General features: G+C 62.0%; 17 protein-coding genes. 12 read left to right on the top strand and 5 right to left on the bottom strand.

Annotated elements, in window-relative coordinates:
* Positions 1 to 144 precede the first annotated feature (144 nt).
* From BXA03_RS25215 to BXA03_RS25205, 3 genes are all read left to right on the top strand, one after another.
* Positions 145 to 1,317 carry an MBL fold metallo-hydrolase gene (locus tag BXA03_RS25215; RefSeq protein ID WP_234983837.1) on the top strand — a complete coding sequence of 391 codons (1,173 nt, stop codon included), beginning with the start codon at positions 145 to 147 and terminating at the stop codon, positions 1,315 to 1,317.
* Positions 1,318 to 1,436: 119 nt separating this feature from the next.
* Positions 1,437 to 2,630, top strand: a complete 1,194-nt coding sequence (locus BXA03_RS25210; protein ID WP_076511930.1) for an arabinose transporter — start codon at positions 1,437 to 1,439, stop codon at positions 2,628 to 2,630.
* Positions 2,631 to 2,650: 20 nt separating this feature from the next.
* A complete protein-coding gene (locus BXA03_RS25205; protein WP_076511929.1) occupies positions 2,651 to 3,013 on the top strand; it encodes a cyclophilin-like fold protein in 363 nt (120 codons plus the stop codon).
* Between the two features lie 17 nt (positions 3,014 to 3,030).
* On the opposite strand, the gene BXA03_RS25200 is transcribed toward BXA03_RS25205, so the two are convergent.
* Complete coding sequence (locus BXA03_RS25200; RefSeq protein WP_076511928.1) at positions 3,031 to 4,023, bottom strand: Ldh family oxidoreductase; 993 nt, start codon at positions 4,021 to 4,023, stop codon at positions 3,031 to 3,033.
* A 300-nt stretch (positions 4,024 to 4,323) separates the two neighbouring features.
* Between BXA03_RS25200 and BXA03_RS25195 the strand changes: the two genes are divergently transcribed.
* Positions 4,324 to 5,298, top strand: coding sequence for a Bug family tripartite tricarboxylate transporter substrate binding protein (locus tag BXA03_RS25195; protein WP_076511927.1), 975 nt, complete (start codon positions 4,324 to 4,326; stop codon positions 5,296 to 5,298).
* Positions 5,299 to 5,687: 389 nt separating this feature from the next.
* Here BXA03_RS25195 and BXA03_RS25190 read toward each other — a convergent pair whose 3' ends face one another.
* Positions 5,688 to 6,599, bottom strand: coding sequence for a LysR family transcriptional regulator (locus BXA03_RS25190; protein WP_076511926.1), 912 nt, complete (start codon positions 6,597 to 6,599; stop codon positions 5,688 to 5,690).
* Between the two features lie 197 nt (positions 6,600 to 6,796).
* On the opposite strand from BXA03_RS25190, the gene BXA03_RS25185 reads away from it, so the two are divergent.
* From BXA03_RS25185 to BXA03_RS25160, 6 genes are all read left to right on the top strand, one after another.
* On the top strand, positions 6,797 to 8,572 hold the full coding sequence (locus BXA03_RS25185; protein WP_076511925.1) for a flavin-containing monooxygenase: 1,776 nt from the start codon (positions 6,797 to 6,799) through the stop codon (positions 8,570 to 8,572).
* A 20-nt stretch (positions 8,573 to 8,592) separates the two neighbouring features.
* Entirely contained in the window at positions 8,593 to 9,420 is an 828-nt protein-coding gene (locus tag BXA03_RS25180) for an SDR family NAD(P)-dependent oxidoreductase (RefSeq protein ID WP_076511924.1), read from the top strand.
* Between the two features lies 1 nt (position 9,421).
* A complete protein-coding gene (locus tag BXA03_RS25175; protein WP_143476464.1) occupies positions 9,422 to 10,441 on the top strand; it encodes a Bug family tripartite tricarboxylate transporter substrate binding protein in 1,020 nt (339 codons plus the stop codon).
* An 80-nt stretch (positions 10,442 to 10,521) separates the two neighbouring features.
* Positions 10,522 to 11,400 (top strand): beta-keto acid cleavage family enzyme, encoded by an 879-nt coding sequence (locus BXA03_RS25170; RefSeq protein ID WP_076511923.1) that lies wholly within the window; start codon positions 10,522 to 10,524, stop codon positions 11,398 to 11,400.
* A 2-nt stretch (positions 11,401 to 11,402) separates the two neighbouring features.
* Complete coding sequence (locus BXA03_RS25165) at positions 11,403 to 11,996, top strand: carboxymuconolactone decarboxylase family protein (RefSeq protein ID WP_076511922.1); 594 nt, start codon at positions 11,403 to 11,405, stop codon at positions 11,994 to 11,996.
* Positions 11,980 to 13,008: an amidohydrolase family protein gene (locus BXA03_RS25160; RefSeq protein ID WP_076511921.1), complete on the top strand. Its 1,029-nt coding sequence runs from the start codon at positions 11,980 to 11,982 to the stop codon at positions 13,006 to 13,008. The genes BXA03_RS25165 and BXA03_RS25160 overlap by 17 nt, the downstream gene beginning before the upstream one ends.
* A gap of 277 nt (positions 13,009 to 13,285) precedes the next feature.
* On the opposite strand, the gene BXA03_RS25155 is transcribed toward BXA03_RS25160, so the two are convergent.
* From BXA03_RS25155 to BXA03_RS25145, 3 genes are all read right to left on the bottom strand, one after another.
* Entirely contained in the window at positions 13,286 to 13,780 is a 495-nt protein-coding gene (locus BXA03_RS25155) for a hypothetical protein (RefSeq protein ID WP_076511920.1), read from the bottom strand.
* A gap of 98 nt (positions 13,781 to 13,878) precedes the next feature.
* The gene (locus BXA03_RS25150) at positions 13,879 to 14,433 is read right to left on the bottom strand and encodes a hypothetical protein (protein ID WP_143476463.1); all 555 of its coding nucleotides are present in this window, start codon (positions 14,431 to 14,433) and stop codon (positions 13,879 to 13,881) included.
* Positions 14,434 to 14,651: 218 nt separating this feature from the next.
* Positions 14,652 to 15,557 (bottom strand): LysR family transcriptional regulator, encoded by a 906-nt coding sequence (locus BXA03_RS25145; protein WP_076511919.1) that lies wholly within the window; start codon positions 15,555 to 15,557, stop codon positions 14,652 to 14,654.
* Positions 15,558 to 15,650: 93 nt separating this feature from the next.
* Here BXA03_RS25145 and BXA03_RS25140 point away from each other — a divergent pair, with 93 nt between their 5' ends.
* Positions 15,651 to 16,076: a (R)-mandelonitrile lyase gene (locus tag BXA03_RS25140; protein WP_076511918.1), complete on the top strand. Its 426-nt coding sequence runs from the start codon at positions 15,651 to 15,653 to the stop codon at positions 16,074 to 16,076.
* A 67-nt stretch (positions 16,077 to 16,143) separates the two neighbouring features.
* A complete protein-coding gene (locus BXA03_RS25135) occupies positions 16,144 to 16,611 on the top strand; it encodes a (R)-mandelonitrile lyase (RefSeq protein ID WP_234983842.1) in 468 nt (155 codons plus the stop codon).
* Positions 16,612 to 16,659 lie beyond the last annotated feature (48 nt).

Here is a 16,659-nt window from a genome sequence, read left to right as displayed (position 1 = left end):
CCACGGCGGGGAACCAGCGGCCTGTGTTCATCACCGGTTCGGCTGACGGGCTTGGTCTTGTAGCGCAGCCACGACCTCGCTTGCCGAAGGCCACGATGTCGTCTTGTACGTGCGGTCGCAGGACCGACTGAAGGCAGCCGACGCATGCCCCGCGTGAAAAAATCCTGGAGTCGGTTCCTCATGGTCTTTCTCGGTATCGCGATCCTCGGCTTAGCCGGCGCCGTCGGTTATCTGCAGCTTCCCGTGTTCGGGGCGCTGCCTGTCGGCGAGCGGCTCATGCGCATCAAGCAATCGCCGAATCAGGCTGATGGCGTGTTTCGCAACCAGGTCGAGACCCCCATGCTGACCACCGACCAGTCGGAGTGGTCGATGTGGATGGAAACGCTCTTGGCAGCGAACGGCCAGCCTCGGCCGCCGGGTGTCGTGCCGATCGTCAAGACCGAACTCAAGGCACTCGACGCGGCGCAGGATTTGGTGGTCTGGCTGGGTCATTCTTCGTACTTTGTGCAACTCGGCGGCAAGCGCATCCTGATCGATCCGGTCTTCAGCACCAACGCTGCGCCGATCCCCTTGGCCAACCGGGCGTTTGAGGGCACCAGTGTCTACACGGCCGAAGACATGCCCGAGGTCGATGCGTTGCTGATCAGCCACGACCACTATGACCATCTGGACTACCCGAGCGTGCAGGCCTTGCGCCCCAAGGTTCGGCAGGTGATCGTCGGTCTAGGCGTCGGGGCGCATTTCGAGGCCTGGGGCTACGACACGCAGGGGGTGCGCGAGGCCGATTGGAACGAGGTCGTCGCGCTGACGCCGCAGCTGAAGGTCCATGTGACGCCGTCCCGGCACTTTTCCGGACGTGCCTTCACCCGCGACCGCTCGCTGTGGGTCGGCTATGCGCTGGTATCCCCTGAACGCCGCCTCTTCTTCAGCGGCGACTCGGGATATGGGCCGCACTTTGCCGATATCGGCCGGCGGCTCGGTCCGTTCGACTGGGTGACCCTCGATGCGGGCCAGTACGACCCGCGCTGGGGGAACGTGCACATGAACCCTGAGCAGGCCGCGCAGGCAGCCGAAGACCTGCGCGCGAAGGTGCTGACGCCGGGGCATGTAGGGCGGTTCTCGATCGCTCCCCACGATTGGGACGATCCGTTCAAACGCATCACGGCGGTCAGCCGGGACCGCGCTTACGCGTTGTGGACGCCCACGATGGGACAACCTGTTTTTCTGGACGGTCGCACACAGTCATTTACCGCCTGGTGGCAGGGTGTCGCGAAGGGCACTCCGAGTTCGCGAATACTGCAGATCGAGGCGAAGTGATGCAACCTAATTGCGTCGGCCGACTTCCAGCACGGCTAGCCCAGGTTCCGTGCGCACCTGAGTGCGCCAGAATTGCGCGGCCGTCGTGGCTTCGACCGGACGGGAGGTGAGGTCCTTCGATGCACATAGCATCTTCGAAGAACGTTTTACCCAGCGAGCCGTCCGTCCTGCGCGCCATGGCACCGATCATGGCCATCGTGCTGCTCAGTTTCGCCGTGATCGGCATGGCCTTGCCCGTGCTTAGCCTGCACGTGCGCGAGCGGCTGGGCATGGGCCCTTTCGTCGTCGGCATGATCTCTGGCAGCCAGTTCATGGCGTCGTTACTCTGCCGGCCGTGGGCCGGTGGATTTGCAGACCGACGCGGCGGCAAGCTGGCGGTGGCCATCGGCCTCGGCGCTGCCGCGGTGGCCGGCGTGCTGTACCTGACTTCCCTTTATCTCGTGCACCTGCCGCTGGTCTCGGCAGCCGTGCTTCTTATTGGCCGGGGCGTCCTTGGCGGTGCCGAAAGCTTCATCATCACCGGCGCGCTGGGCTGGGGCCTGGGCATGGCCAGCGCCCAGTACACCGGCCGAGTCATCGCGTGGGTTGGGACGGCCATGTTCGCGGCCTTCGCCGTCGGAGCGCCAGCCGGAGCGACTTTGTACGAGCGCTTTGGCTTGGGGGCGGTGGCCGTAGGCACCATGGTGGTCCCCTTGTTGACCTTGCTTGTGGTCGCGCTGGTTCGAAGCGGCCCGCCGGTCGCTTCAGAGCGGAACTCGCCGCGGGCGGTGCTTTCGGCTGTCTGGCTGCCGGGACTCGGTCTCGCCCTGAGCTGCACCGGCTTCGGCGCCATCGTCGGGTTTGGATCCCTGCTCTTCGTCGAGCGGAGCTGGTCGCCGGTGTGGCCGGTATTTTCAAGCTACGCGGTGGCGTTCATCCTGGCACGCGTAGCGCTGGGCCACCTGGTCGATCGCTTCGGCGGGGCGCGGGTCGCCCTCGCATTTCTCGTGATCGAAGCCATCGGCCTTGCCCTGCTGGGATTGGGAACGACTCAGTCGCTGGCGCTCCTGGGCGCGGCGCTCACGGGCTTCGGCTTTTCCCTGGTCTTTCCCGGATTCGGTGTCGAAGCGGTCAAGCGGGTTCCTGCAGCCAATCGCGCATTGGCGATGGGTATCTACACGGCGTTCCTCGATCTGTCTCTCGGTCTTGCCAGCCCGTTGATGGGATGGTTCGGCGAGTCGGCCGGTCTTCCGATGGTCTTCGTGGGTGTGGCCTTTGCCGTGCTGTCGGCGACCGCCATTGCGATCAAATTGGCCGTACGTCAGTCGGCCTGAATTCGACGAGGAGTTCCAACATGAAAATCAAGCTGACCTCGAACGGCGGCATGGTCATCGCGACCGGCATGCTCGAAGACCACCCAAGCGCTCGGGACTTCGCAGCGCTCCTGCCTCTGACGCTGACCTTGATGGACTATGCAGAGACCGAGAAGATCTCGGACCTGCCCCGGGCGATCACCACCCATGGCGCGCCGGACGCCTGCACGCCCGTGGCCGGCGACATCAGCTTCTACGCGCCCTGGGGCAATCTCGCGCTCTTCTACGAGAACGGCCACTTGTCGCCCGGGCTTGTGCGCCTGGGGAGGTTGCAATCGGGCATTGCCGAAATTGGAAGTGTCGGGGCTGCACACACCGTAGAGATCACGCTGTTGGAGGAATGACGCTGCCTGGAATTTATCTAGCTCATCCGATGCTTGGTGATCGCCTGGTAGATGGGCTCATCGACCTCGATCCAGCCGCGCTCGCGGCCTTCGCGCACTCGGTTTGCGGCAGCGCTGCCCGGTGTCCTCACAGGGCCGCCTCCGGGCATGGGCCGGGAGTCAGCTATCTGCTGTTGAAGGCTGCTGATCTTTGACTTGAACTCATGCAGAGGCATCAGCAATTCGGGGTCAATGGCCATGAAGAAGTAACCCCACTTTCCATCGCCATCGCGAATGACGGAATCGCTGCCTCCAAGAATGCCCAGTGCTTGCACGATGACTGAAAGCGCCGAGCCACGAGCGCCTCCCCAGGACAGAATGGCACCCTGTAGCGCAGACGCCGGATCGACGGTCGGTGTGCCGGTGCGGTCAACTGCACGTCCTTCCGGCAGGGGTGCGTTTATCTGCTGGTGATAGAGAACGTCCCCCCACATCATCGATGCGGAAGAGAAATCGACAATCAGAGGAGCAGCCTGGGATGGGAAGGCGAACGCGATGGGGTTGGTGCCCAGGAGCCGGTCTATGCCCCCGAACGGAGCCACCCGGGCAGTGGAGTTGGCTGCATGCATGCCGACCAGATTGGCATCCGCTGCGCGCTCGACGTAGTATCGGAGCATGCCGGAGAACCAGCTGTTGCTGACGCCAACGACTCCGATCCCGCTCCGCTTGGCAAGATCGATCGCTTTGTCCATTGCCAGTACGGATGTCACGTATCCATTGACGTTCGCTCCGTCGAGGAGGGCGGAGTTGGGCGTTTCACGGATGGTGGTGATTGCTCCGCCCGCACCTCGCTCCTTCAACATGGCCGCTATCGGCTGCAGGCGGGACATGCCTGCAAAGTCATGGCCTGCCAAGGTGGCATAGACCAAATGGTCTGCAACCATCTCGGCATGCCCCAGCGGCATTCCGTGATGTACGAGGTAGGAAACGGCGACTTCTTTCGCCTCGGCGAGGGACAGCTTCGTTTTCATGGCGTTCACTGATGTTTGACTTGAACCGGAACAGTCTAAGAACGCCATCTTTCGACGCTATCCGCCAAGGCGGCAAGCAGCTTTGCGCTGCACGCCATTGACTGGACCAGCCACCTACATGTCCTGCCGCGCATGCCCTCGGGCGAAAAGGAACGTTGCCCAGGCGGGCGCTTGCCGCCTCGTGCAAAGCACCTTGCCGTTGGAACAGATTGCCCTATTTTGAGTTAAACCTAGACTTTCTCAAAATGCGCGATGTACATCGAACAAGCGCGCCACGGCTGTACAAAGGAGACACTTCACATGGATCAGGGCAAAAGATGCTTCATGAGTTTTCTGGGGGCGTTTCCCTTGCTAGGGGTTGGGGCGGCATTCGCTGATCAATTTCCATCCAGGCCAATCAAGATTATCGTTCCTGCTTCCGCGGGAACCTCGATCGATGCCATCACGCGTTTCTTTTCCGATCCGCTTTCAAAGCGGCTCAATACCCCCGTGGTCGTCGAGAATCGCCCGGGTGCCGGTGGCCTGATCGCTTACCAAGCCGCTGCGCGCGCTCCGGCAGATGGTTACACACTGATTCTCACAGGCATTCCCCTTTATCTTCTTCCCTTGTTTTCTGACATTACGCCGCCGCCGCTTGACCCCGTAAAGGATTTTGCGCCGGTGGCGCGCGTCGCGCGTGTTCCGTTCGCAATCGTGGTTCCTGCGGATTCGCCGTATCAGAACATGCCCGATTTGATCGCGGCTATGAAAAAGAACCCCAATACCCTGACATATTCGTCGCAGGGGGTTGGAAGCAGCGCGCATCTTTGCTCGGTCATCCTCAATGACATGAGCAAAACCCAGGCTCAACATATCAGCTACAAGGAAACCACAGTGGCCGTCACCGATGTGGTCGGCGGAAGAGTTTCCTTCACGTGCCAAACGTCCACCGGGGTATTGCCGCTGGTCCAATCCGGCAAGCTGCGAGCTTTGGCGGTCACCGGATCGAAGCGGTGGGATGCGCTGCCGAACACGCCCACGGTCAGCGAGGCAGGCGTTTCAGGGTTTGAGGTCTCTTCGCAGCTCGATTTCATGGCTCCGAGCGGCACGCCACAGCCGATCATTCGCGTGCTGTCCCAGCAGATCGGGGAAATAGCGCAGACCTCGGAGTTCAAGCAGTTCTGCGAGAAGCAGGTGCTGACCCAGGAAACCGTCGAGGCCGATGCCCTCCGGCCGGAGATAGTGCGCGAAGTCGCTCGCTGGAAGGACGTAGCCCGCTTGGCCCGGACGAACTAGAGGCGATTCCCTCGCTGAGGCGCCTGTGTTGGTGCCGCAACTTTCCCACATCAAGAAAGTGAGACGGCGACAGTCCCGACGCTTGGGGCGAGCACTTCTTCAGCGACTCGCCATGTCTGCGGCGCCAGCTATCAAGCAGAAAATCGAGGCACTCGGCGTGGCGGCCGACGATCCGTCGCCGTTTCTTCCGAGCGTGCGTACTCTCGGGGATCAAGGTATCCCTGGCGTCACTTCCAGCGGCTGGTAGGGCGTCTTGATGTCGTCTGGCGTGTGGAGCGGCAATTTCCAAGTCACGGCCAAGACAATTCAATGCGCGCTCGACAACTAAGAGGCGCGTCAGTACCAAGCAAGTCCGGCAACATGCAATCGTCTTCGCCCCCGTAATCGTCTTAGGGCGGCGGGGCGCGTCTTCCGTCGAAGAGCTGAACAAGAAAGTCCACGAAAACGCGGACCTTCAACGACATGCCTCTGCTGCTTGGATATACAACGTGCAGATCTGCATCCGTGGAGATCGGGCTCACTGTGTAGTCCTGCAGCACGCGGGCCAATGCGCCTGCTTCGATCTGCGAGCGCACCATCCACTCGTGGACCATGACCATGCCCAGTCCGGAGAGTGCACCGGACAGCAGGGCCAGCACGTTGCCGGTACGCAGCTTCCCCGTGACTGGTATTTCTTCATGAACACCGTCGCGGTGAAATCGCCAGGTGGTGCCATACTGTGGCGCCGTAAACAGCAGGCAGCTATGACGCTCTAGCTCGTGAGGGGTGACGGGTGTGCCATACCGCTTGAAATAGCTCGGCGCGCCGCACACGATTCGTTGGCTGGGAATCAGACGTCTCGCAACAATCTCGGAACTGGGTAGCTGGCCCATCCATACCGCGACATCAATGTTGTTTGCCACGAGGTCCTGTCGCTCATCGGTCAGTGTGATGTCCAGAGACAACTCGGGGTATTTCCCAAGAAATGCGGGTAGCGCAGGAATGATGACCGTCGTGCCCGTGGAAACCCGCAATGAGACCTTCAGCAGGCCTTTGACGCTCTGCTGAAACGATTGCGCCTCCGACTTTGCATTGTTGAGATCGGAAGTTAGCTTGCATGCTCGTTCATAAAAGAGCCGTCCGGGTTCTGACAGCGAGATTCCCCGCGTGTTGCGGTTGAGCAATCGTACACCCAGCTCATCTTCCAGCGACTTGATTTGCCGAGCCACGGAACTCGTAGAGGAACTGTCGCGGGCCGCCGCCGAAAAACTACCGGCCTCCACGACGTTGATGAAAGTTTGTATCCGAGCGAGTTCTTCCATGTATCAGCACAACCTTTACGAAGATTCCCGGATGCCACTGCGAGACCGCTTACGGCAACCATGGTTGCCTTGCTTCGTGGTCGCCTTTGCATCCACTGCAATGGCGCTTGCCGTTTTGGCGCGTATCGCTTGCAGGCCGGGCTCCCTATAGTCAATTTCGCTCATTAAAGCACTCTCTTCCAAGCTGGGACTGAAATATGGATGCAACGACTTTGGAGCGCAGGAGCGCCAAGCAATCGACAACGCCAACCGAGCACGTCAGCAACTGGCTGCTCGCACTGGAGCAAGCGTTGGCTCAACGCTCCGAGCAGGATCTGAAGGCGCTGTTCGCGGATGATTGCCATTGGCGCGACCTGCTGGCGTTCACTTGGAACATCACTCCTCATGACAGCCAGGCGGCGATTGTCGAGCAGCTTCTCAACGCGCAGCCGAGCGTCCATGCCAAGAACTTTGCGGTGCCTGCCACCCGCACGCAGCCCCGCTTGGTCAAGCGGCTCGGCGTCTGGGTGATCGAGGCAATCTTCGAGTTCGAAACGGCCGTTGGCCGTGCTGAGGGTGTCGTGCGCCTGCCGGAAGAGCAGCCCGGCAAGGCGTGGGTGCTGATGACATCGTTGAAGGAGCTCAAAGGCAGCGAGGAGCCCGTCGGCGCAAGGCGGCCCACCGGTGCCGAGGACATGCGCATGTTCGGTGGCCCGAACTGGGCAGATCGCAGGGTGGAAGAGCAGCAGTTCCGTGATCGGGACCCAGCCGTGCTGATCGTGGGAGCTGGCCAGGCCGGGCTGGCGGTGGCTGCTCGGCTGCGGCTGCTCGGCGTCGATGCGCTGGTCGTAGATTCGCTGCCGCGCGTTGGCGATGTCTGGCGTACCCGCTACCACGCACTCGCGCTGCACAACCAGGTTGCGCTCAACCACTTGCCCTACTTGCCATTTCCGCCGAGCTGGCCGAAATACCTACCGAAGGACATGGTGGGCGAATGGCTGGAGACCTATGCCAAGGCCATGGAGTGCAACGTCTGGACCGAAACGACCCTGGTGTCGGGGACCTACGACGAAGAGCACCAACAATGGCGAGCGTGCGTGCGCCGGGCCGATGGCAGCGAGCGCGTTCTTCGCCCGCGACACATCGTCTTCGCCAATGGCGTGGTCGGCGCACCGCGCAAGGCCGTCGCTCCCGGACTGGATGATTTCCAGGGCGAGGTCATCCACACCCATTCGTTCAAGCGCGGTGCACCGTGGCGCGGCAAGCGTGCCCTCGTGCTGGGAGCAGGCACGAGCGGCCACGACATCGCCCAGGACCTTGCCAGCAGCGGTGCGGAGGTCAAGCTGATCCAGCGCGGCTCCATCACCGTAGCCAGTGTGCAGGCCGCAGGACTCAACCACGCGATCTACTACAACGAGGGCCTGCCGCTTGAAGACACAGACCTGATCGCCGCATCCAGCACGTATCCATTGCTGGTTCGCGGCTACCAGATGAACGTCGCGAAGATGAAGGAGATCGACAAGGATCTGCTCGAAGGGCTGAAGGCCAAGGGCATGAAACTCGACTTCGGAGAGGACGAAACCGGGCACCAGATGAAACTGCGCCGGCGTTTCGGCGGCTACTACCTGAACTGCGGCGCTTCCGACATGATCGTCAGCGGCCAGATCGGACTGCTGCAATACGAAGACATCAACCGTTTCGTCGCGGACGGTGTTCTGCTGAAGGATGGGTGCGTCGTGAAGGCGGACTTGCTGGTTACGGCCACCGGCTATCACAACCAGCAGGAAGTTGTGCGGGACATCCTCGGGCCGGACATCGCAGAGAAGGTGGGTCAAATCTGGGGCATCGCTGCAGACGGTGAACTCGCCAACATGTTTCGGCCGACACCCCAGCCCGGTCTCTGGTTCATTGGCGGCGGGCTTGCCCATACCCGCATCTACTCGCACTACATCGCACTGCAGATCAAGGCACGCGAATCGGGGCTGGTCCAGTGAGCGTGGAAAGGAAGAACCACATGCTCGATCTGACTGGCAAAGTTGCCTTCGTCGCCGGCGCGGGCTCAGTCGGCGAAGGCTGGGGCAATGGCAAGGCGACCGCAGTGCTGATGGCGCGGCAGGGTGCAACGGTCTATGGCGTCGATGTGAATCAGCAAGCGCTGCAGGATACCGGTGCGGTGATGCAGCAGGAGGGACTGACGGCGTGGAGCGGGCATGCGTGCGACCTGACCCGCAGCAATGAGGTTCAGGCTGCGGTGGAGGATTGCGTGCGGCGCTATGGACGCATCGACATCCTGGTCAACAACGTGGGCGGTAGCGTCCCCGGCGATCCTGTGTCCATGAGCGAGGAAACCTGGGATGCCCAGTTGGATCTCAACCTCAAGACCGCCTTCCTGGGGTGCAAGCACGTGCTCCCAGTGATGGAGCGTCAGTTCGCGCAAAGCGGCAAAGGCGGCGCCATCGTCAACGTGTCCAGCATCGGCTGCATGAGCTTTCAGGTCGGGGGGCGCGTCAGCGCCGCCTACGCCGCATCGAAGGCAGGCATCCTCGCATTCAGCCGTTCGACCGCGATCGCCTACGTCAAGAAGGGCATCAGGGTCAACACCGTCGTCCCCGGCACCATGCATACCCCTCTTGTCGAGCATCGGCTGGTCAAGCAACTCGGCGCGCAGGACGCGCGGTCACTCATCGCCACGCGGCACGCCAGTGTGCCCATGGGGCGGATGGGTGATGCCTGGGACGTGGCCAATGCGGTGCTTTTCCTCGCCAGCGATGAGGCCGGCTACATCACGGCGACCCAACTGGTCGTGGATGGTGGAATGACGGCAGCGCGTCCAGGAGCATGAGATGAAGCATGTCGCATCAATTTCGCTTGAGCGCCTGCGTGCCAAGGGGACCGGAGCGCTCATCGCCGGTCTTCTAGTCGCCATCTCGTCGCTGGCTTCGGGCAGCGTGTCCTACGCACAGAACTATCCGAGCAAACCCATCCGTGTGGTGGTTCCGTTCCCCCCGGGAGGTGCCACCGACATCATCGCGCGAGAGATGACCCAGCGGCTGGCATCGACGCATCGATGGACGTTCGTGGTGGAGAACCGGCCCGGCGCGGGTGGCGGCCTGGGAGTGGATGCCGTTGCCAAGGCCGCCGCCGACGGATACACCCTGCTGCTAGGGCAAACCAGCAATCTGGCAATCAATCCCTCGCTTTACGCGAAGCTGCCCTATGACCCATTGAGGGATCTCGCGCCCATCGTCTCGGTCGCCACTGCGCCCATGGTCATCGTCGTGCCGGCCGCGTCGCCGTACAAGTCGCTGTCGGACCTGCTGGCGACAGCGAAGGTCGCTCCTGACTCCGTGAGCTTCGCGTCATCCGGCAATGGTTCGCTCGGCCACCTCACAGGCCAACAGCTTCAGACCACCGCGAAGGTCCGACTTCGGCACATTCCATACAAAGGCGCCAGCCAGGCGCTGATCGACGTCATCAGCGGGACCGTGGACAGCTATTTCACGTCGGTCCCGTCCGTGCGTCAGGCCATCCGCAACGGCAGGCTGCGGGCGCTTGCAGTCACGGCCTCCAGCCGTGCGGTGGATTTGCCCGAGGCCCCGACCATGGCAGAAGCCGGCTTCGGAAACTTCGAGGCCAACACATGGTTCGGGCTGCTTGCTTCTGCAGGTACGCCGGAAGCGATCGTCAAGATGCTCTCGGCAGCCGTCAACGACGCGCTGAAACAGCCTGAACTGAGAGCAAGGCTTGCAGCCGAAGGGGCAACCGCCACCGGCGGCAGCCCCGAGCAGTTCACCGAGACGATCAGGTCCGATATCACGCGGTGGGCTGTAGCGGTCCGCGAGGCCGGCGCAACAATCGAATAGAGACACCCCGCAGCAGTCCACTTCGGCGGGTCGTCTCTTGCGGCCCTGGAGAACTGCGCGACGATCTAGCAAGGAACCCCATGAGCCAACCCACCATCATTTCCTGCGCCCTGACCGGAGGCGGAGACACCACCGGAGTCAGCCCGTACGTGCCGGTGACTCCCGCACAGATTGCGAGTGAAGCCCTGGCCGCCCGCGCCGCCGGGGCGGCCATCGTCCACATCCACGTGCGTGACCCTGACACGGGAAAGCCCAGCCGTGACTTGCGGCTGTACCGCGAGGTCGTCGATCGGATTCGTGACGTCGGCAGCGATGTCCTGATCAACCTGACCACCGGCGCCGGCGGCCGGTATGTGCCTGATGAGGCCGACCCCAACAGGAACGCGATTGCCGGCATGGCAACGTCCGAAGAGCGGATGGAGCATGTGCTCGAACTGCGGCCGGACATCTGCAGCCTGGATATCGGGACGATGAATTTCGGTGCCCACGCCTTTCTCAACCTGCCTGCGGGCGTGGAGAAAATGGCCGCAGCGATCCGCGCAGCAGGCGTCAAGCCTGAACTCGAAATCTTCGACCTCGGGCATGCGGCGTATGCACGGCATTTGTACGACCGGCAACTGCTGGACGGCCCGCTCTGGTTTCAGTTTTGCCTGGGCGTGCCGTGGGGGGCTCCTGCTTCTGTCGAGTCCTTGATGGCGATGCGGCAGTTGCTTCCACCAGGCGCTAGCTGGAGCGCATTCGGCATTTCGCGGCACCAGTTCCCGATGGTGGCGCAGGCCGTGCTGTTGGGCGGCCATGTGCGCGTCGGCCTGGAGGACAACCTGTACCTGACCCGCGGACAACTCGCGCCCGGCAATGCCTCGCTGGTGGATCGAGCGGCGCGCATCGTAGAAGAGCTGGACGCAGTGGTTGCGACTCCCGCTCAGACACGTGAACTCCTGGGCCTGTCGAGGAAATAGAAATGCCAAGACTGAAGCCAATACCCGACACGGACCTGAGCCCAGAGCAGGCCATGGTGTGCGCGGAAGCGCGCTCCGGGCCTCGGGGCAAGATTCCCGCGCCGATGATTGCCTGGCTCCGCAACCCCGAGTTGGCGCGACGCGGGCAGAAGCTCGGCGAACTTCTGCGTTTCGAGACCTCGCTGGAGCCGCGGCTTACCGAACTCGCGATTCTGGTATGCGGGCGCCACTGGACGTCCCACCACGAATGGACGGCGCACAAGGCCCTGGCCCTGAAGGCCGGGCTGGAGGCCGGCGTGATTGCCGATATCGCCGCCCGTCGCTCGCCAAATCTTCTGTGCGACCGGCAACGTGCCGTGTACGAAGTCTCCTTGGCCTTGCTGACGAACGGCAGGATCGGTGAGGACCTCTACGAGACTGGAACCGCTCAGTTGGGGGAAAAGGGCATGGTCGAACTCGTTAGCGTGCTCGGGTACTACTGCCTTGTCGCGTTGACGCTCAATGCGTTCGAGCTGGGCATTCCAGAGAGCGTCGCTCCTGAACTTCAGGACCCACACTTCCCAGGAAGTCCACGGCCGCATGACGCAGCCGGCTGAGCGCACCGCGTGCAAGGAGATGGTGCTTGAACCCAATCAGCCCATCGTCGATGCGCACCACCATCTCTATGACCGGCCCGGACTGAGGTATCTGCTCGACGACCTATTGGCCGATGTGGGGTCGGGTCATGGCGTGCGGGCGACGGTCTATGTCCAGGCGCGCGCCATGCTGCGCCAAGACGGGGACGAGAGGTTCAAACCCGTGGGCGAAACAGAGTTCGCGAACGGTGTTGCAGCAATGTGCGCCAGCGGGACCTACGGGCCGATCCGAGCCTGTGCTGCGATTGTTGGCGAGGCGGACCTGCGCCTTGGGCACGATGTTCGGAGCGTGTTGGAAGCCCATCTCGCTGCGGCTGGAGGGCCAGGCGAAAGCGGCGGGCGCTTCAGGGGGATCCGGCACGTTGCGGCGTGGGACCCCGAGCCTGCGTTTCTCAACCCGGCCTATCCGACGAGTGAGGATCTGCTCGACCAGACCGAGTTTCGGGCTGGGTTCTCCTACCTGGCCCCGTTTCGGCTGAGCTTCGATGCGTGGCTGTACTTCCATCAGATACCTCGCCTCACGGCGCTTGCCCGTGCATTTCCTGACACCCCGATCGTTCTGAACCATTGCGGAGGCATCCTGGGAAGAGGACGCTATGAACGAAGGCTTGCCGAGGTATTCCGCCTGTGGAGCGCCGCACTGCGCGAGCTTGCGTTGTGTCCTAACGTGATGGTCAAGCTCGGTGGTCTGGGAATGCCACAGTCCGGCCTAGCTCCTGACAGGCGCGATGATGTGCCCCTGTCGGTTGACTTGGCGAGTGCTTGGCGTCCGTGGATGGAAGAATGCATTGATGCCTTTGGGTCGTCGCGGTGCATGTTCGAGAGCAATTTCCCTGCTGACAGAACTGGCTATGCCTATGTCGAGGGCTGGAATGCGTTCAAACGGTTGGCGATGAGCGCAAGCCCGGCAGAAAAGGCGGACCTGTTTTGGCGCAGTGCATGCACGTTCTATCGGCTGCCAGCCTTGGCGTGAACTGCTACCTGAGATCCGTACCACGGCAAAAGAGCAGATTCGCGCGGCAAAGAGGAAGCGCGATGCGCAAGAGCAGATTCACGTTCCACGCTCAGTGACCAGTTTGACTGCCTAGAGCTCAAAGGCGCTGCCGACTGTCTGTCTTCGCTCCATAAACTACCTCTGGCTTGATCTTGCACCTTGAAAGAGTATCTTTCAAACCGGCGGCGGCCTACAGGTTTGGTTGCACTTGGCAGGAACGTAGCCGGCCACCTTATTTGGCGGAGCAGCATCGCCGTCAGGTGTAGGCGAGGAGCCGGCCTCCGAAGATGACGCCAGTCCACGAGACAAGAGATGCTGCCCCCGCAGCGCGCGCAGCGATCGGAGCAGATGCGGCATTGTTCCATTCACCGACGCGACGGTAGACGCCATTGTGGAACACCAGCACATTGACGCAAGCAACGAGCAATAGGCCGAATTTCCACGGAGCGGCTCCAGCACCAGCGACCACGGTCGCCTGCGCGCTCAGAAGTGCAATTCCCGTGGTAACGGCCACCACAAAGCCGAAGTGGCAAACCGGAAGTAGACAACGTGCGGCCGTGGTTACCGACACCACGCGATGCCCGAATCCCAGCAACCGAAGATCGAAGGCGAATGCTGGTCCGACCAGCAGGGCTATCCCGAGAATGTGGACGGCCTCGAGCACCGGGTAGAGGTATTCGGCGCCCCGTATGACCTCTCCAAGTGCGGACCCCTGCAGCACATTCAACAACGCATTGAGAACATCAGGCATACACCATCGATCCTGCGTATTGCGTCAACCTGACAAACCTGTACGTCATGTCACTGCCGCTTATGATTCGGCGGTGCCTACCATATGCGCCGAAAGCCTCATCTCGGCAGCGGCGCTCGGACCGGAAGCGTGTTTCCAAGCACCTGATTCACCGGCACGGCGTCGTCCCCATACCAAAACACAACTGGCCGAAAGAGACCGTCGTCGCTCCGGTTGATGTATCCGACAGCCTGAAAGCGCTCGCCGACCTTCAGCGCGCGGCCCAGGCCCCACTTGCCGGACCAAGCAGGCGGCGCAATGATGATCTGCAACTTCTTGTGCTGGCCTGTGTACGAAGGAGCCGCGCTGACTCGACGGCTGTCTTCTGGATCTTGGAGCTCTTTTGGGATCGGGAGTTTTGGAGTGCGGGCAGGCAGGTCCGCAGCCAGAGTCACATCGAACAGCGAATGCGGATTGCCCCACACACCCTCTGACGAGACCACGCCCGCGACGTACATGAGGTGGTCGGTATCGAAACCAGGCCATCCATGATGCGCGAATGCAGGGACTGCTGGCAGAAGAGCTACCAGTCCTACCGTGCCGAGGATCAGGCATCGACGATCGCGAGACACTCGATCGTTGGATTGAATGCGCGTGCAATCAGTGTTAGCCATTCATATCTCTCCGTTGTCAGGTGGGATGCTGCGTGTCTGCGACGCAAGGTGTTTTGGTCAAAGCTCGGCGCTTCGATATCTACTCTGGTTTTGCATCCTAGTGGCGTGAACGGCGACCTGACTACCCATCTGGTCCAACTAGCGCATATTAGTCAACCTAATCAATCGCTTATGAGGGAGAGGCCTGCCATAGAGGGCGGCTGCTGATGTGCAGAAGATTAGCGCTGGGAAGCGTCGCGATACCTCAATGCGTCAACCACCAACGCCAGCGCCGGGGCGGTCTGCCGCCCGTTGGCGTAATACAGGTGATACCCCGGGAAGCGCGGCCACCAGTCCTCCAATACCGGGATCAGCCGGCCTGTATCGATGTGTGGCTTCATCAGGTCGACAGGCACGTAGGCGAAGCCCATGCCGTCGACTGCCGCCTGAAGCATCAGCGCCGTGTTGTTGAACACGGTCTGACCGTTAACCTTCACATTGATCGACTTCTTGCCCTTCTGGAAGTCCCACGCGTACAGGTTGCCGCGCGTCGGCAGGCGCAGGTTCACGCACTGGTGTTCGGTCAAATCCTGCGGCTTCTTCGGCGCCGTCCTGCCCTTCAGATAGGCAGGCGATGCCGCTACCCCCATCCGAAGATCAGGCGAGATGCGTACGGCAATCATGTCCTTGTCTATGCGGTCGCCGACACGCACGCCGGCGTCGAAGCGCTGGGCCGCGATGTCGGTGAAGCCGTAGTCGACGCTGAACTCCAGTCGGAGGTCCGGATACTGCTTGAGCAAGGGCATCAAGCGTGGCCATAGCGCAGTGCCAATGGCATGGTCGTGTGCCGTGATGCGCACAGTGCCGGCGGGCTTGTCGCGCATCGCACTGAGCTGACCCAACTCTGTTTCGATCTCTTCCAGACGCGGCGCCACCGTGGCGAGCAGCCGAGCGCCAGCTTCGGTTGTCGAGACGCTTCGCGTGGTGCGGGTGAGCAGGCGCATGCCGAGGCGCGCCTCCAGTGCGAGCATCGCGTGGCTCAACGCCGAACGCGATACCCCCAACTGGGCGGCGGCACGGGTAAAGCTTCGCTCGCGCGCAACCAACACGAAAGCCTGAAGGTCATTCAGGTTGACTTTGGCCATTGGTGATTGGTTTGCACATGTGCATCCCGATTTTGCAGTCTTCTCATCCGCATAGCGCATCAATACATTGGAAGCCATGCACAGGTACACCCAATGAAACTTACCCGACCCGGCACGCAGCCATCCGTCAAGGGGCCAGCCGAATTCTTCACCGGCACGGTCCGGATTGACATGTTGAACAACCCACCGCCGCCGGCACGCGCATCGTGCGCCAGCGTCACCTTCGAACCCGGAGCTCGGTCGGCTTGGCACACCCACCCTCTTGGCCAGACCTTGATCGTCACGGCGGGCTGCGGGTGGACCCAGTGCGAAGGTGAGCAGATTGTCGAGATTCGCGCAGGCGATGTCGTCTGGTGTCCGCCCGGCCACAAGCACTGGCATGGTGCGACGCCTACGACGGCAATGACCCACATCTCGGTAGCAGAGGCGCTTGATGGCCGCAACGTCGACTGGTTGGCGCACGTCACCGACGACGAGTACTTCAAGGGCCCGCCGGTCAGCAGCGCAATGCGCGGTTGACCTGCGCTTGTCGAAGCAGCTTCAAAGTAACCAGGAGTCCGATTTGAATCCATACCTTGGTCCGCTCATCGCAGGTCTTGTCGTGGTGCAGGCCTGTAACGCCGACGCCGCCGACTCCCCTCGACCTGCAAGTACGCAGCAGATCGTCCGCGCTGGCTCCACGCCATCCGTGCCGGGCCCGGATGCGACGTTCACGGGCCGTGTCCGGGTTGATCCACTGTGGCCGGCCAGCAGCGGAATTACCGCGGCTGGTGCTTACGTCACATTCGAGCCGGGCGCGCGCTCTGCGTGGCACACCCATCCGGCCGGGCAGCGGCTGGTCGTTGTTTCAGGTGTGGGCCGGACGCAGGAATGGGGCAAGCCCATTCAGGAACTGCGCGCTGGCGATGTGGTGTGGTGCCCGCCGGGTGTGAAGCATTGGCATGGTGCTTCGCCCGGGGTGGCCATGACGCACCTCGCTGTGACAGGAATGTTCGATGGCAAGAACGTGGAATGGATGGAGAAGGTCAGCGATGAACAGTACACATCACGCTAAGCGCATCCTGCAACTTGCATTCGGCCTCGCGATCGGCAGCGTGGCGAT

Source organism: Pseudacidovorax sp. RU35E (genome assembly GCF_900156165.1).
Taxonomy (GTDB): domain Bacteria; phylum Pseudomonadota; class Gammaproteobacteria; order Burkholderiales; family Burkholderiaceae_C; genus Xenophilus.
Note: the sequence above shows the minus strand (reverse complement) of the source record. Positions and strands in the feature narration are given on the sequence as shown.

What these genes read in the sequence shown, in the direction of transcription:
- BXA03_RS25180 (WP_076511924.1), top strand. Translation starts at nt 8,593, where the DNA reads ATGCTCGATCTGACTGGCAAAGTTGCCTTCGTCGCCGGCGCGGGCTCA.
- BXA03_RS25215 (WP_234983837.1), top strand. Translation starts at nt 145, where the DNA reads ATGCCCCGCGTGAAAAAATCCTGGAGTCGGTTCCTCATGGTCTTTCTC.
- BXA03_RS25140 (WP_076511918.1), top strand. Translation starts at nt 15,651, where the DNA reads ATGAAACTTACCCGACCCGGCACGCAGCCATCCGTCAAGGGGCCAGCC.
- BXA03_RS25145 (WP_076511919.1), bottom strand. Translation starts at nt 15,557, where the DNA reads ATGGCCAAAGTCAACCTGAATGACCTTCAGGCTTTCGTGTTGGTTGCG.
- BXA03_RS25175 (WP_143476464.1), top strand. Translation starts at nt 9,422, where the DNA reads ATGAAGCATGTCGCATCAATTTCGCTTGAGCGCCTGCGTGCCAAGGGG.
- BXA03_RS25170 (WP_076511923.1), top strand. Translation starts at nt 10,522, where the DNA reads ATGAGCCAACCCACCATCATTTCCTGCGCCCTGACCGGAGGCGGAGAC.
- BXA03_RS25210 (WP_076511930.1), top strand. Translation starts at nt 1,437, where the DNA reads ATGCACATAGCATCTTCGAAGAACGTTTTACCCAGCGAGCCGTCCGTC.
- BXA03_RS25150 (WP_143476463.1), bottom strand. Translation starts at nt 14,433, where the DNA reads ATGGCTAACACTGATTGCACGCGCATTCAATCCAACGATCGAGTGTCT.
- BXA03_RS25165 (WP_076511922.1), top strand. Translation starts at nt 11,403, where the DNA reads ATGCCAAGACTGAAGCCAATACCCGACACGGACCTGAGCCCAGAGCAG.
- BXA03_RS25190 (WP_076511926.1), bottom strand. Translation starts at nt 6,599, where the DNA reads ATGGAAGAACTCGCTCGGATACAAACTTTCATCAACGTCGTGGAGGCC.
- BXA03_RS25205 (WP_076511929.1), top strand. Translation starts at nt 2,651, where the DNA reads ATGAAAATCAAGCTGACCTCGAACGGCGGCATGGTCATCGCGACCGGC.
- BXA03_RS25195 (WP_076511927.1), top strand. Translation starts at nt 4,324, where the DNA reads ATGGATCAGGGCAAAAGATGCTTCATGAGTTTTCTGGGGGCGTTTCCC.
- BXA03_RS25155 (WP_076511920.1), bottom strand. Translation starts at nt 13,780, where the DNA reads ATGCCTGATGTTCTCAATGCGTTGTTGAATGTGCTGCAGGGGTCCGCA.
- BXA03_RS25160 (WP_076511921.1), top strand. Translation starts at nt 11,980, where the DNA reads ATGACGCAGCCGGCTGAGCGCACCGCGTGCAAGGAGATGGTGCTTGAA.
- BXA03_RS25185 (WP_076511925.1), top strand. Translation starts at nt 6,797, where the DNA reads ATGGATGCAACGACTTTGGAGCGCAGGAGCGCCAAGCAATCGACAACG.
- BXA03_RS25200 (WP_076511928.1), bottom strand. Translation starts at nt 4,023, where the DNA reads ATGAAAACGAAGCTGTCCCTCGCCGAGGCGAAAGAAGTCGCCGTTTCC.